This is a genomic window from Butyrivibrio sp. FCS014 (assembly GCF_000526935.1).
Lineage (GTDB): Bacteria > Bacillota > Clostridia > Lachnospirales > Lachnospiraceae > Butyrivibrio.
Genome location: NZ_JAHA01000019.1, coordinates 440317 through 454990, shown reverse-complemented (window position 1 = coordinate 454990; position 14674 = coordinate 440317). Strand labels below are relative to the sequence as shown.

The window sequence follows — 14674 nt, the reverse complement described above, 5'->3', positions numbered from 1 at the left end:
ATAATAATGGGTAAGGACAAATCTCTGATAAGAGAAGAAAATGGGGTAACTTATAAAAGAGCTAAAACCTGGCATATTGCGCTTGCGATGATGACAGGTGCAGGGCAGATGGCATTTTATCTGCTGATGAATGGTGCAACATATATTGGAAATTCCAACTTTGGAATACTTGTTGCAGTTACAGGACTTATTATCACAGGATCAAGGCTTTTGGATGGAATTACAGACCCGGTAATAGCTTTTTTCCTGGAAAGATTTAATTCCAGATTTGGAAAAGTAAGATTTTCGATCATGTTTGGATGGCTTCTTATGGCCATCGCTACGACGCTGATGTGCAATATAGGGGCAAAGCTGTCACTTACGGGCGCAGCAGGAATAACATTCTTTGTTCTCTGCTATGTGATCTATATCATTGGTTATACATTCGTAAGTATAGCAGGTCAGATCAATATGAACATTCTGACAAATGATCCAAAACAGCGTCCTACAATCGGTGTCTGGAGTACAGCATATTCATATCTGGTGCCAATGATCATGAGCGTTGTGGCATCCGCTGTGATTCTCCCAAGATTTAATAACATTCAGGGAACAGAATACTTCGCAACTTACAATGTAGTGGTAATACTTGTTTCGCTCTTTTTCTACATTCTGGCATGCATAGGAATTGCTCCATACGACATTCCCGAGAATTTCGAAGGAATCAAAAAGGATGGCGAGACCGATGAAAAGCCAAACTTTAAGGATATGCTGGCTCTGATCAAAGAAAACAAAGAGCTTCAGAGATTCATCATGGCTGCAACATCCGATAAGCTGGCACAGACAATAGGCTCTGCAGCGGTAGTGTCCACAATGCTTAACGGAATTATGCTTGGCTCAATGGCTATATCATCGATTCTGTCTGCGCTTGCAATGCTTCCATCCATTATTTTTGCGATCATAGGTGCGAAGATTGCAGGTAAACAGGGTAGCAGAAAGGTCATGATCGACTGGACCAAGAACTGTATCGGACTGAATATCGCATTTGCAGTATATCTTTTATTTACACCTACAACTCTTGTGGGAACAGTATTCGGTGGCAACTTATCAACCGGAGCAGTTCTCATGGCAATCACATACGTGCTCTTTACATTTGGAAATAACGCAATGAAGATGGTTGTTTCTGTATCAACAAGCGCGTTCAGAATGGATGTTGTTGACTATGAGATGGATCGCTCAGGAAAATACATGCCTGCGACAGTATCCGCTACTTACAGCTTCATTGACAAAATAGTTTCATCCTTTGGTGCAACTATCGCAACACTCATGATCGGACTTATAGGATATACAACTACTGCTCCGCAGCAGGGCGATCCGCTTACCTTCGGCGTCAGGGTTATGACCGTAATACTTCTTATCGGATTCCCTATAGTGGGATGGATCTGCACACTTCTGGCAATGAAAAATTCCGAGCTCACATACGAGAAGATGGAAGAGATCCAGAAGAGTATCGGCGATAAGAAAAAGGCTGCAATGGGTCAGTAAAAATCTGGAGAGGTGAAACATGCGAACAACAATTCTTTGGAATGATAACTGGATATTTGAAAAAGAGGGAAAGAGCGAGAGTATAAATCTTCCGCATACCTGGAATGCTATTGACGGACAGACGGGTCCCGAGCCGTATTACAGAGGAACCTGCTTTTATAAAAAGACATTTGAAAGACCGGTAATGGAAGAGGGACAGCGGGCGTATGTGGAATTTCGCGGCGTTAATTCTTCTGCAAAAGTTGCTTTAAACGGCCGTGAGGTTGCGAGCCATGATGGCGGATATTCGTGTTTCAGGGCAGATATTACAGAGGTACTTTCAGATTCAAATGAGATTGTAGTTTCTGTTTCCAACGAGCCAAATACAAGGGTGTATCCACAGAAAGCGGATTTCACTTTCTATGGTGGCATTTACAGGGATGTTTATCTTGTGGTTGTGGATGAAAAGCACTTTGACATGGACTATTATGGTGGAAAAGGACTGTACGTCACACCAAGACTAAACGGAAATGAAGCTGAAATTGAAATAAAGGCATACACGAGCGGCGGAGAGCGCGTAAGAATATCAATAGATGGTGTAACAGAGCAGGAGTTTGAGGTGGTTCCGGCAGAGGATGCATCCTGTGGATATGTTGCCTGCGGTAAGATCACGATAAAAGAGCCACATTTATGGAACGGTCTCAAGGATCCGTTCTTGTACAACATAACAGCAACTCTTTTGGATGGAACAAAAGAGTGTGACAGAATCTATGACAGGTTTGGAGTAAGGCAGTTTCATGTTGATCCTCAAAAAGGATTTTTCCTCAATGGAGAAAGCTATCCACTTAGAGGAGTCTCAAGACATCAGGACAGAGCAGGAGTCGGTAATGCGCTTACAAAAGAAATGCATGAAGAAGACCTTGAACTTATCCTCTCTATGGGAGCAAATTCCATAAGGCTTGCACATTATCAGCACGATCAGTACTTCTATGATCTGTGCGACGAAAAGGGCGTAGTAGTCTGGGCTGAGATTCCATATATTACCGTACATATGGACAGTGGAAGAGAGAACACCATATCCCAGATGAAAGAGCTGATAAGCCAGAATTACAATCATGCATCAATAATGTGCTGGGCACTTTCAAATGAAATATCTCTGCAAGGCGTAACTGAAGACCTTTTGGAGAATCACAGGATATTAAACGATATTGTCCACGAGATGGATCCTATCAGATATTCTGCCATGGCAAATCTGTTCCTTCTTGAGACAGACTCGCCTCTTGTAACACTGCCTGATATTCGCGGCTACAACCTCTACTATGGCTGGTATGTAGGCGAGATGGAGGACAATGACAAGTGGTTTGACGATTTCCATAATCAGCATCCCGATGTGGCAATAGGACTTACGGAGTATGGCGCAGATTCAGTAATTACGCTTCAGTCTCCAATACCTGAAAAAGGCGATTATACAGAGAGTTATCAGGCTGTTTATCACGAGCATATGCTTGAAATGTTCAGCACCCGTCCATATATCTGGGGAACATATCTCTGGAATATGTTTGAATTTGCTGCAGCAGGACGAGATGAGGCAGGAGACCCCGGCAAAAACCACAAGGGAGTCATCACCTTTGACAGAAAGCAGAAAAAGGACGCTTATTATATCTATAAAGCATGGTGGTCAGATGAGCCTTTCGTTCATCTTTGCGGAAAAAGATATCACGACCGCATCGAGGATAACACAGAGATTAAGGTATATTCAAACCAAAAGTCCGTAACTCTCTTTGTTGACGGCGCAGAAGTAGGAAACGCAAGCGGAGAACATATCTTTAAGTTTAATGTTTCCATAACCGGAGTACATACAATAAAGGCTGTTTCAGGCGAGTTATCTGATGAAATGGAGATAGCAAAGGTTTCTGAGCCCAATCCTGCATACTTTGCTCCCGACAAAAAGGTCAGAAACTGGTTTGATAAGGCAGATGAACCTGAGGAAAAAGAGGGATACCTTTCCCTTTCAAGTACAATGGCAGAGATTCAGGCAACGCCTGAAGGAAAAGTAATACTGGACAGAATGATGGCTGCAATGACTGCAAAGACAGCCGGTGGGATGGGCGAAGGAGTAGAGATATCCGAAGCGATGCAACAGATGATTGCTCGCCAGCCCCTTAAGAAGCTCCTGCAACAGGGCGGAATGGATATAGAATCCGACGAGATTAAGGCACTTTCAAATGCTCTTATGAATATCAAAAAGCGCTAAAACAGAGGTGTTAAATGGAAGCGGCTAAGATTTTTGAAAAAGCAAAGTGGATATCTCCTGAAACCGTGACAGAACCTGATAAGAGAAAGGGAGCAGGATATTTAAGAACCACATTCTCTTATAAAGAGGGGAAAGTTTGCATATATGCTACGGCTCACGGCTTGTATGAAATAATGATAAATGGCCGGGAAATCACGGATGCACGTCTGACACCGGGATGCGATGAGTATGATAAAAGGCTTCAGTATCAGGAGTATGAGATCACTGAAGTGCTAAAGCCCGGTGAAAACGAGATATTTATAACGCTTGGTGATGGATGGTACAGAGGATGCAACGGAATTGACGGCGTGAGAAACCTCTACGGCGAGGATATTTCATTTCTGTGCGCGATAATAGGCGATGAAGACATGGAGAATCCGATACTTGTCACGGATTGCAGCTGGGATGCCTGTGAAAACGGGCCCATTAAGCTTACGGACCTTGAGCTGGGAGAGACCTGCGATGCCGGTTCGGGCTTTGGTGAGTGGCATAAGGCAAGAGAGATGTCTTTTGACAAAGGGAATCTTATAGCCCAGACATCGCCGTTTGTTACGGAACATGAAGTGTTTGAAGGAAGGCTCATCACTACTCCGAGCGGAGAGAGCGTATTTGATTTCGGACAGAACCTTGCAGGTTATACGTCTTTTGTTGTAGAAAACGCCAAAGGCGGTGAGAAGATCTGCCTCGTCCACGGTGAAACCCTGGATGAAAACGGAAACTTCACGATCAGTAATTTCCAGCCCGGAGACAGGAACAAATCAGGCGGAATAAAACAGGAAATAAACTATATCTGCAAGCCGGGCAGGAATGATTTTAAGCCGCATTTTTCGATGTTTGGATTCAGATATGCAAAGGTAACAAGCGATATTTTACTGTCAGACATCCAGATTAAGAGCATTGCTGTGTATTCGGACATGAAGGAAACAGCAGGCTTTGAGTGTGGCGTAGATGAAGTAAATAAGCTCTTTAGAAACAGTGTATGGTCCATGAAGTCAAACTTTTGTGACATTCCCACTGATTGCCCAACAAGGGAGAGAGCCGGCTGGACAGGTGATGCGGCGGTCTTTGTGAGGACCGGTGCGTACCTTATGGACTGCAGGGGAGTTTATGAGAAATGGCTTGCAAACGTAAGGATTGGGCAGCACCCTGATGGCAAGATGGCGTATATCTGCCCCAAGAACTCAAATCCGGGCAAGATAGCAGAGATGTTCTCGGCTTCTGTCGGATGGGGCGATGCGGCGGTTCTTGTGCCCTGGAATCTGTACAGAATATACGGCGATGAGCAGATACTTAAAGACAACTATGAAATGATGAAGAAGTGGGTGGATTTCCTCGGAAGAAGAGCAGGAAAGAGCAAGCTCAAGAACCGCTTTGGAAAGAACCCTTACAGAAAATACATCATCGACACCGGAATGGACTACGGCGAGTGGTGCGAGCCCGGAACAGATGTTATGAAGACCATGATGGCTGCATTCAAGGATGGCCAGCCTGAAGTGGCAACAGCATACTATGCATATTCATCGGGGATTCTCGCTAAAATATCAGAGTTTCTTGGAAATGGCGCCGATGCGGATAAGTACAAAGAGATCTCGGAAAAGGCGACTGAGGCATACAGATATCTGGTTCTGAAAGACGGGCATATAAAATCTGACAGGCAGTGCGAGTACGTAAGGCCTCTTGCGTTTTGTCTTTTACCTGTAAAAGAGGCAGTGGAAGCTGCTAAAGACTTAAATGAGCTGGTAGTGAAAAATGACTATCATCTTAATACAGGCTTCCTTTCAACGCCTTTCCTGTGCAGCGTGCTTGCAGATTACGGCTATGTGGATACTGCATACAGACTGCTGTTGCAAAAAAGCTATCCTTCGTGGCTCTATGCGGTGGAGAAAGGTGCTACCACTATCTGGGAGACCTGGGATGGCGTCAGAGAAGACGGCACTGTCCATGATTCACTGAATCACTACTCCTATGGAGCTGTTTCCGGATGGCTTTTGTCCGGTGTCTTGGGAATCAGATACGATTTTGACAAAGTTCTGATAAAGCCTCTGCCGGATGAGAGACTTAAGTTTGCAAAGGGTTACTATGATTCACCGAAAGGCCGCATAGTTTCTGAATGGAGATATATTGAGGAGACGGATTCTTTTGCCTACCGATTTGAAATTCCTGAAGGAATGGAAGCAGAGCTGGAGCTCCCCGGCGAGGAAAAGAGAATTCTGACAAGCGGAAGTTATGAGATTTAAATTATGGAGGATAGGAAAATGAACAAGTTCGAGAACGGATTTATGCTGGGCGCTTCTACTGCAGCCCATCAGGTTGAAGGAAACAATACAAATTCAGATTACTGGGTAATGGAGAATATGGAGTATTCACAGTTTGTTGAGCCTTCACTGGATGCTGTGGATCACTATAACAGATACGAAGAAGACATCAAGATGCTTGCGGATGCAGGCCTTAACACTTACAGATTCTCTGTTGAATGGGCACGTATTGAGCCTGAGCAGGGCAAATTTGATGAAAAAGAGATTGAGCATTACAGGAAGATGATCAAATGCTGCAGGGACAATGGCGTTGAGCCGGTTATTACTCTCATGCATTTCACATCACCTGTGTGGCTTATAAAACTGGGAGGCTGGGACAATGAGCAGGTTGTAGAGCTTTTTGCCAACTATGCAAGGTTCGTCACAGAGCAGCTTGGAAGCGAGATAAAGTATATCTGCACCATAAATGAGGCCAACATGAGACTTCAGATAGGCGCTCTCATGGAGAGATTTAAGAAGCAGATGATGGCGAAAATGGCAAATGCAGCCAAAAGCAGTGGTGACTCCATGGAGGGACAGGTTCAGGTTGGACTTAATCTCTCTGACCCGATGGAGAAAATGAAGCTGGCAGCAATGGAGAATGCCAAAGTATTCGGAGATCCTCAACCGCATACATTTGTTTCTGCAACAGATGCAAATGGCGATATGATAGTTATAAAGGCGCATCAGGCAGCCAAGGAAGCAATCAAGGCTGTTAATCCGGATATTCAGGTTGGTATTACGCTTTCCCTGCACGACTGCCAGTACATAGAAGGTGGCAAGGAGCGCGCAGACAGCGACTGGAATGAGGAGTTTAGCCATTACATTCCTTATATCAAGGATGATGATTTCTTCGGACTTCAGAACTATACCAGAACAACTTACGGCCCTGATGGAATAGTGCCTGTTCCGGAGGGAACACCCATGACACAGATGGATTACGAAGTATACCCTGAAGCCCTTGAGCATGTAATAAGACGTGTGCATGAGGAGATGCCAAATGTTCCGATCATGGTTACCGAAAATGGAATAGCAACAGCAGATGATAAGCAGAGAGTTGAGTTTATCGACAAGGCAATTGAGGGTGTTCAGAGCTGTATAAATGATGGAATTCCTGTCATCGGATACTGCCACTGGTCACTTATCGATAATTTTGAGTGGCAGAAAGGTTATGCGCTGACATTTGGTCTTTGCGCAGTTGACAGGAAAACACAGATCAGGGCACCAAAGCCCAGTTTGAAGCATCTTGGAGGCTATTTGAAATAATGAAAGACACAGTACTGACGGGTGTGCAACAGATAATGATCGGAAGCAGATGCAATAGTTATGAGAGTGCACTCAGCACGCTTCAGAGCATCAAGAGTGCCGGCTATGACGGCATTGAACTAAATGACTTCATGATCAAGCCAACGCCTTTTATTGTGAGGCTGCTTACAAAATTTGCCGGTATGCCCACGGGAAGTGGAGGGAAACTTAACTGGAAGGAGCTGATCGCTGAAAGTGGGCTGAAGGTTATAAGTCTGCACAGCTATCTGAACAGCATTGAAGAAAACCCTGAGGCTGTTGCTAAAGAAGCCATGAGCTTTGGAACAGATACCGTTGTTATAACCGGTATGTACAGGTTTGATTACGGGAATGCTTCTGAGGTAAAAAAACTTGCTGAGAGGCTTAATAAGGCGGGAGAAGCTCTTTTGCCCTATGGAGTAAAACTTCTTTATCATAATCACAATGTCGAGTTACAGAAGGTCTCAGAAGAAAAAACTGCATTGGACTTTATCGCCATGAACACCGACCCCGGGTATGTTAACTTCGAACTTGATACCTACTGGCTTGCAGACGGAGGAGCAGATGTTACTGCCCTGGTAAAAAAACTGTCAGACAGAATGGTAATGTGGCATATAAATGACAGAGGCTGCAGAAAACAAGGACCGTTCATTACGCCTATTCTCAAGGAAGATGCGGCCGAACTAGGAACAGGGAATATGGCCCTTGGCAGTATTTTGGAGAGTGTACAGGAGGCTGCCAAAGTAAAGGCAATTGTATTGGAAACTCATAAAAACTGGATTGACAATGATCCGATAAAAAGTCTGACTCTTAGCGCGCAGTGGTTTAAGAAAAACAAATTGATTTCCTCATGATTTTACAACGTGATATGGAAATCACACGTCGGTAAGATTACGCCTCATGTTTGCCGCCATACATTTTGTAGCAACATGGCTAAGTCAGGGATGAATCCGAAGACACTGCAATATATTATGGGACATTCAGACATAGGTGTAACGCTTAATACTTATACACATTTTTCTATCGATGATGCAAAAGAAGAGATGGGAAGAATCTGTGCAAATGCCTGATAAATACTGAGTTGTACGGAGCAATGAATTGCAACTTGTCGTTAGGGTAATCGGGTAAACAACAATAATAAAAATGTCGGTTGACTGTATAGTTGATCGACATTTTTTATTGACAACACGCATCGCGTATGCAATACTGATGATACGCAATGAGTATAAAGACATCGAATGAACGGGGTGGCTTGCATGGATAGCAGAGATTATTTGATAGAATTAAGAAACAGTACTGGAATGTCGAGAAAAGAGTTTTGTGCGTATTTTGAAATTCCGTATCGTACACTGCAGGATTGGGAATTGGGAAATAGGAAAATGCCAGATTATCTTTTGAGATTGATGGCGTATAAAATCGAAATGGAAAAGCTCTCAGGTGACGGAAATAGTAATGGGGAAAAGGGGAAAAACGATGATGGAAGATAAGGTACAATTATTCGAAGATCAGCCTATTAGAACGGCTTGGGTAGAGGACGAAGAAGAGTGGTATTTTTCAATAGTTGATGTGGTAGGCGCATTGACAGAGCAATCGGATATGAACGGGGCTAGAAATTATTGGAAAGTGCTAAAAAGTAGGCTAAAAGAAGAAGGAAATCAACTGGTTACAAATTGTAACCAGTTGAAAATGACAGCTCAAGATGGGAAAAAGAGATTTACGGACGTAGCAAATACTGAACAACTTCTAAGAATTATCCAGTCAATTCCTTCTAAGAAGGCTGAACCATTTAAAATGTGGCTTGCACAGGTTGGCCGTGAAAGGATAGAGGAGACGATAGACCCTGAGCTTACGATAGATCGCGCTTTGGAAACATATGCAAGACTTGGATATGACGCAGACTGGATTAATCAAAGACTTCAGACAATTCGTGCAAGAAAAGAGCTAACGGATCAGTGGAAAGGTCATGGTGTTAAGCAGGGAAAAGAGTTTGCTATCTTGACAGATGAAGTTACCAGAGCCTGGTCAGGCATGTCAACAAGGCAGTATAAGAATCTTAAGGGACTCAAAAAAGAAAACCTAAGAGATAACATGAGTACTCTTGAGCTTGCATTAAATATGTTGGCAGAAGCAACTACTACTGAGCTAACTAAAGTACATAATCCGCAGGGACTTGATGAAAACAAAACGATAGCAAAAAGAGGCGGACAGATTGCTGGAGATGCCAGAAAGAATATTGAGGCAGAAACCGGTAAGCCCGTCATCACAAGTCAAAATGCGATGCAACTTAATGATGCTGTTGTTGGGCTTATAGAGAACATTATAGATATCGAGTATGAAAATGATAATGATAATGAAAATGGAGAATAACTAAATGGGACAGTTTGATTTAGAAAAATTGGATAAAGCACTTATTTATGTAGATCGTATAGCAGATGGAAAAAATCCTATAAACAATATGCCGGCAGATAATGATGATGTTATGAATGATCCTAATGTTATCAGATGTATGTTTTTTATCAAAGATGTGCTTTTAGCACTTAAGGAAAATGGCGGAGTGATTGGAAAAACTTCAGGGATTAAGAAAAAAGAATTCCCTATGGAGTCACTTTCTGAGTATCAGTTTATAGAGACAAAAACGATAACAAGATTTACAGAGCAATTGAATTCTGGGATAGATGAAAAAGAATACAAAAAGCTGTCATATAAAGTGATAACTGCTTGGCTCAAGAAGAATGGCTATTTGATAGAAAAAGAGGATCATCAGCTAAATAAAAAAGTAACATTGACTACAGAAAAGGGACAGGCTGTTGGAATAACACATTCTTTGCAAACTAGCATGAACGGAACCGCGTATTACAGGATAGAATATGACAAGATGGGGCAAGAGTTTGTTTTGCAGAATCTTTCTGAAATTATAAAAAGCCAATGTTCAGGATAACATACTTTTACTATTAGACGATGCCAAAGAAGAGATGGGAAGAATCTGTGCAAATGCCTGATAAATACTGAGTTGTACGGAGCAATGAATTTACAACTTTTTTACAACTTTTGCAGGCAAAAATATGCCGATTTTTGCAAAGATATGCCAAATAGCTATAAAATAACAATGTGCTCTAGACCGCATGGTTGAGCCAAAAGTTAGGAGAATACAGGGATGATAAGAATTCTATTCGTCTGCCACGGCAATATATGCCGTTCAACCATGGCGGAATTCATTATGAAGGATATAGTTCACAAACAGGGGCTTGATGACTTTTTTCATATAGAGTCGTCAGCAACTCACACAGACGAGATCTGGAACGGCGTGGGGAGCCCGGTGTATCCGCCGGCCAGGGCGAAACTTAGAGAGCATGGTATCGGAACACCTGAAAATGAGCTTGGAGTAAGTGAAAAGAGGGCCCGGCTGACCTCAAGGAATGACTACGAGAAGTTTGATTTTATAATAGGCATGGACAGCGCCAATATCAGGAACCTCAATAACCTTTTTAGGGTCGATCCGGACAAAAAAGTCTTCAAGATGCTGGAATTTGCAGGCAGAGAGGGAGACGTTGCGGATCCCTGGTACACCGGAAATTTTGACGCCACCTGGCGGGACTGCAGCGACGGCTGCCACGGACTATTCAGGCAGATCCTGACAGATCCCAAGTTTTCTGAAGAACTCGCTATAGAAGAATGGGAAACAGCCATGGCAGTTAATAATGATGCTGATGATGCTCATAACTCCCATAACGCCCTTCATTCCGATGACACCGACGATTACTGGGATGATGACGACCAGGGGCTTATTCACGACGACTTTCCCCGTGGTTAATTTCCATAATTATTCGTCGGGTGTTCTCATAATTTTTGGATGATCTCCCATATATATACATCACGAAATATGGTATGCTACTTGCTAAGTTTTGGAAACTGAAATTTCAAAACGAACTGCAAACAGCATATTTTAATGCATTTGTGGAAACTAAATTTGCAAATGCAGTATCTGTGGAGGAATGAAAATGGGAGTGAGGATAATAACAGATTCCGCAAGTGATATTTCTCAGGAAAGAGCCGGAAAATGGGGCATTACAGTGCTTCCCCTCAAGGTGAGGTTCGGTGATGAGGAGTTTCTTGACGGAGTTACTTTAAGCTGTAAGGAATTCTATGGAAAGCTGGTGGAGACCGACGAGATACCCAAGACCAGCCAGATTTCGCCCTTTGACTATGGAGAGGCTTTTAAGGAAGCGACAAAGGATGGGGATGAAGCAATCTGCTTTACCCTATCAGCAGGGGTTTCGGGTTCCTATCAGAGCGCCTGCATTGCGGCACAGGATTACGAAGATAAGGTTTTCGTGATTGACACCAGGCAGTTTTGCATATCTGAGTTCATTATCGTTGAGAGAGCGGTTCAGCTTCGTGATCAGGGCCTTTCGGCAAAAGAGATAGCGGCTCAGATCCGGGAAGAGATGAAAAAGGCTCACGTTATTGCTGTTTTTGACACTCTTGAGTATCTTAAACTGGGAGGGAGAATATCCTCCGCCGCAGCCCTTGCGGGAAACATGCTCATGATCAAACCTGTTCTTACCATAGAAGAGGGTGTTGTTAAGATCATTGGCAAGGCCAGAGGTTCCAGGAACAGCCACAATATGCTCAAGGAATTTGTGAAAAACACCGGTGGAATAGACTTTGAAAGACCTGTATGCCTGGCGTACTCAGGATTCTCCGATGATATGCTCAGGAAATATGTTGAAGACTCCAAAGATCTTTATGAAGGCTTTGAGGACAGGCTTCAGTATGCGGAAGTCGGAGCAACCATCGGTACCTACTCAGGCCCCGGAGCCATTGCCTTGGCATACTTTGAAAAATAACCCTGACATGTTCCCGGACAGACAGTGGAAAATGCGCTGATTGAAAGACGATAAATAAACAAATATCAAATACTTCGCCCTGTAACTGTGGTATACTTGTTGCAGGGCTTTTTTTTGCGCCATGAAAAGAGAATAACAGTTGGGAGGATACATATGTTAAGAGACGGTAAGATATGGGTAGCTAACAATCTTGAGGGTGAGAATATATTTCTTTTGCCCAAAATGGCTAATCGTCACGGCCTCATTGCAGGTGCCACCGGAACAGGTAAGACCATAACACTTAAGGTTCTTGCCGAGTCCTTCAGTGACATGGGAGTGCCGGTATTCCTTGCAGACGTAAAGGGTGACCTTTCCGGAATGGTCAGGGAAGGCGCAGACAGCGAAGATATGCAGAAGCGTATCCAGAAGTTTGGCCTTGCAGAGGCAGGATTTGAATACAAGAAGTATCCCGCTACTTTCTGGGATGTTTTCGGTGAGCAGGGAATCCCGCTTCGTACCACGGTTTCCGAGATGGGACCGCTCCTTCTTGCAAGGATTCTGGGACTTAACGATCTTCAGAGAGATATCCTCACAATCGCTTTCAAGATAGCCGATGATCAGGAGCTTCTTCTTGTTGATACCAAGGATCTCAAGGCGCTTTTGAACCACATGTCCGAGAATAAGAACGATTACGCAGCTGAGTATGGCAATATAAGCCCTGTATCGGTTGCGGCCATCGTAAGATCCATCGTATCTCTTGAGATGGCAGGAGCAGACAAGTTCTTCTTCGAGCCCGCTCTTGATATTCACGACTGGTTCAAGACTGATTCAAACGGCAACGGAATGATCAACATCCTGGATTCCACAAGCCTTATCAATAACGGAACCCTGTATGCAACTTTCCTTCTCTGGATGATGTCTGAGCTCTTCGAGACACTGCCTGAGGTGGGAGATCCCGAGAAGCCCAAGATGGTTTTCTTCTTTGACGAAGCTCATCTCTTGTTCAAGGATACCCCAAAACACCTTATGGACAAGATTGAGCAGGTTGTTAAGCTCATCAGATCCAAGGGTGTAGGTATCTACTTTGTAACCCAGAACCCCAGAGATATTCCCGACGGTGTTCTTGCACAGCTGGGCAACAAGATCCAGCATGCGCTCCATGCCTACACACCTTCAGATATGAAGGCTGTAAAGGCAGCCGCCGACTCCTTCAGAGAGAATCCCGCATTCAAGACTGCAGACGTTATTCAGGAGCTGGGAACAGGTGAAGCAATCTGCTCATTCCTGGATGAGACCGGAACACCTACAGTTTGCGAGAGAGTGAAGATCCTTCCTCCTCAGTCATTCATGGGAGGTATCGACGCTTCCACAAGAAGCCGCGAGATCAATAACAGCGATCTTTACGGCAAGTACTTTGAGCCCCACGATCCTGAGTCGGCTTATGAGTTCCTGCTCAGAAAGGGCATAGCTGATGCGGAGGCGGCAGAGAAGCTTAAGGCTGAGGAAGCAGAACGCAAGGCAAAAGAGAAAGAGGAAGCAGCCGCAGCTAAGGCAGCCGAGAAGGAAAAAGCCGCCGCTGAGCGCAAAAAGAAACAGACAGCCAAGACTATCGGAAACTCAGTTGTGGGAACTGTTGGCCGCGAAGTTGGAAAGACTGTCGGCGGTAAGTTCGGAAAGTTCGGCAAGACTCTTGGAGGAAACCTGGGAGCAAGCCTTGGAAGAGGAATTCTTGCCACACTTTTCAAATCATAATACAGATCTGATGCCTTCCGGGATAAAATGTTGCCTTCGATAAGATCAACATACCGGATTGCTCGAAAAAAATTTAAAAAAATTTTTTGCGGAATTTTTAGCCTATCTAGTGGATGAGAAAACACACAACCACCAGATAGGCTATTTTTTTGTGGAAAATTAAGTTCGCTTTAGATTAATTTCATGGAAATATCACATTTATACCTTGTTAACGCCGTTTTTTTACTTTATAATTAACTCAAGTGGTAAAAAGTGGCAAAAAGTGGTTGAAAGTGGTAGAAAAGTGGGAGCGTTTTTTAAAGGCGAATACAGCCATTCTCTCGACGCTAAGGGAAGGCTCATAATTCCTACCAAATTCCGCGATCTTCTTGGTGACAATTTTGTGGTAACCAAGGGGTTTGACGGATGTCTTTTCGTGTTTGCCCAGGATGAATGGGAGAAATTCGAGGAGAAGCTCCAGTCACTGCCGATGGATAAGCCCGAAGCCAGAATGCTTAGCCGTTTCTTCCTTGCCGGAGCCACTGATGCGGAACTTGACAAACAGGGCAGAATACTTATCCCATCCACTCTTTTGGAATACGCCAGGATCGAGAAAGAGGCCGTGGTTGCCGGCGTTGGCAACAGAGCTGAGATCTGGAGCAAGCCTGAGTGGGAGAAGGCCAGCACCTTTGATGACATCAATGGTATTGCTGCCAAGATGAGTGAGTACGGACTTAGCTTGTGAT

13 protein-coding genes are annotated in these 14674 nt (G+C 43.9%); all 13 read left to right on the top strand.

From position 1 onward, the window contains the following. The first annotated feature begins 6 nt into the window (after nucleotides 1-6). On the top strand, nucleotides 7-1521 hold the full coding sequence (locus tag T456_RS0114960) for an MFS transporter (RefSeq protein ID WP_024866825.1): 1515 nt from the start codon (nucleotides 7-9) through the stop codon (nucleotides 1519-1521). 19 nt (nucleotides 1522-1540) lie between these two features. Further along, nucleotides 1541-3754, top strand: a complete 2214-nt coding sequence (locus T456_RS0114955) for a glycoside hydrolase family 2 protein (protein WP_024866824.1) — start codon at nucleotides 1541-1543, stop codon at nucleotides 3752-3754. A gap of 14 nt (nucleotides 3755-3768) precedes the next feature. Next, nucleotides 3769-6030, top strand: a complete 2262-nt coding sequence (locus T456_RS0114950) for a family 78 glycoside hydrolase catalytic domain (protein WP_024866823.1) — start codon at nucleotides 3769-3771, stop codon at nucleotides 6028-6030. An 18-nt stretch (nucleotides 6031-6048) separates the two neighbouring features. Continuing rightward, on the top strand, nucleotides 6049-7353 hold the full coding sequence (locus T456_RS0114945) for a glycoside hydrolase family 1 protein (protein WP_022753550.1): 1305 nt from the start codon (nucleotides 6049-6051) through the stop codon (nucleotides 7351-7353). Beyond that, nucleotides 7353-8225: a sugar phosphate isomerase/epimerase family protein gene (locus T456_RS0114940; protein ID WP_024866822.1), complete on the top strand. Its 873-nt coding sequence runs from the start codon at nucleotides 7353-7355 to the stop codon at nucleotides 8223-8225. The genes T456_RS0114945 and T456_RS0114940 overlap by 1 nt, the downstream gene beginning before the upstream one ends. Nucleotides 8226-8234: 9 nt before the next feature. Next, nucleotides 8235-8441, top strand: coding sequence for a tyrosine-type recombinase/integrase (locus tag T456_RS23475; RefSeq protein ID WP_278246941.1), 207 nt, complete (start codon nucleotides 8235-8237; stop codon nucleotides 8439-8441). A gap of 186 nt (nucleotides 8442-8627) precedes the next feature. After that, complete coding sequence (locus T456_RS0114935; protein ID WP_024866821.1) at nucleotides 8628-8858, top strand: helix-turn-helix domain-containing protein; 231 nt, start codon at nucleotides 8628-8630, stop codon at nucleotides 8856-8858. After that, nucleotides 8848-9738, top strand: a complete 891-nt coding sequence (locus tag T456_RS0114930) for a BRO family protein (RefSeq protein ID WP_024866820.1) — start codon at nucleotides 8848-8850, stop codon at nucleotides 9736-9738. Before T456_RS0114935 ends, T456_RS0114930 begins: the two co-directional genes overlap by 11 nt. 4 nt (nucleotides 9739-9742) lie before the next feature. Further along, nucleotides 9743-10309, top strand: coding sequence for a hypothetical protein (locus T456_RS0114925; protein ID WP_024866819.1), 567 nt, complete (start codon nucleotides 9743-9745; stop codon nucleotides 10307-10309). Nucleotides 10310-10525: 216 nt separating this feature from the next. Next, nucleotides 10526-11182 (top strand): low molecular weight protein-tyrosine-phosphatase, encoded by a 657-nt coding sequence (locus T456_RS20370; protein ID WP_024866818.1) that lies wholly within the window; start codon nucleotides 10526-10528, stop codon nucleotides 11180-11182. Nucleotides 11183-11369: 187 nt separating this feature from the next. Then, entirely contained in the window at nucleotides 11370-12218 is an 849-nt protein-coding gene (locus T456_RS0114910) for a DegV family protein (RefSeq protein ID WP_024866817.1), read from the top strand. A 153-nt stretch (nucleotides 12219-12371) separates the two neighbouring features. Further along, on the top strand, nucleotides 12372-13949 hold the full coding sequence (locus T456_RS0114905; RefSeq protein WP_024866816.1) for a helicase HerA-like domain-containing protein: 1578 nt from the start codon (nucleotides 12372-12374) through the stop codon (nucleotides 13947-13949). Nucleotides 13950-14232: 283 nt separating this feature from the next. Next, nucleotides 14233-14673 (top strand): division/cell wall cluster transcriptional repressor MraZ, encoded by a 441-nt coding sequence (gene mraZ / locus T456_RS0114900; protein WP_024866815.1) that lies wholly within the window; start codon nucleotides 14233-14235, stop codon nucleotides 14671-14673. Nucleotide 14674 lies beyond the last annotated feature (1 nt).

Coding starts and splice junctions, on each gene's coding strand:
- T456_RS0114940 (WP_024866822.1), top strand. CDS start 7,353: ATGAAAGACACAGTACTGACGGGTGTGCAACAGATAATGATCGGAAGC.
- T456_RS0114960 (WP_024866825.1), top strand. CDS start 7: ATGGGTAAGGACAAATCTCTGATAAGAGAAGAAAATGGGGTAACTTAT.
- T456_RS0114930 (WP_024866820.1), top strand. CDS start 8,848: ATGGAAGATAAGGTACAATTATTCGAAGATCAGCCTATTAGAACGGCT.
- T456_RS0114925 (WP_024866819.1), top strand. CDS start 9,743: ATGGGACAGTTTGATTTAGAAAAATTGGATAAAGCACTTATTTATGTA.
- T456_RS0114955 (WP_024866824.1), top strand. CDS start 1,541: ATGCGAACAACAATTCTTTGGAATGATAACTGGATATTTGAAAAAGAG.
- T456_RS0114935 (WP_024866821.1), top strand. CDS start 8,628: ATGGATAGCAGAGATTATTTGATAGAATTAAGAAACAGTACTGGAATG.
- T456_RS0114905 (WP_024866816.1), top strand. CDS start 12,372: ATGTTAAGAGACGGTAAGATATGGGTAGCTAACAATCTTGAGGGTGAG.
- T456_RS0114945 (WP_022753550.1), top strand. CDS start 6,049: ATGAACAAGTTCGAGAACGGATTTATGCTGGGCGCTTCTACTGCAGCC.
- T456_RS0114950 (WP_024866823.1), top strand. CDS start 3,769: ATGGAAGCGGCTAAGATTTTTGAAAAAGCAAAGTGGATATCTCCTGAA.
- T456_RS0114910 (WP_024866817.1), top strand. CDS start 11,370: ATGGGAGTGAGGATAATAACAGATTCCGCAAGTGATATTTCTCAGGAA.
- T456_RS20370 (WP_024866818.1), top strand. CDS start 10,526: ATGATAAGAATTCTATTCGTCTGCCACGGCAATATATGCCGTTCAACC.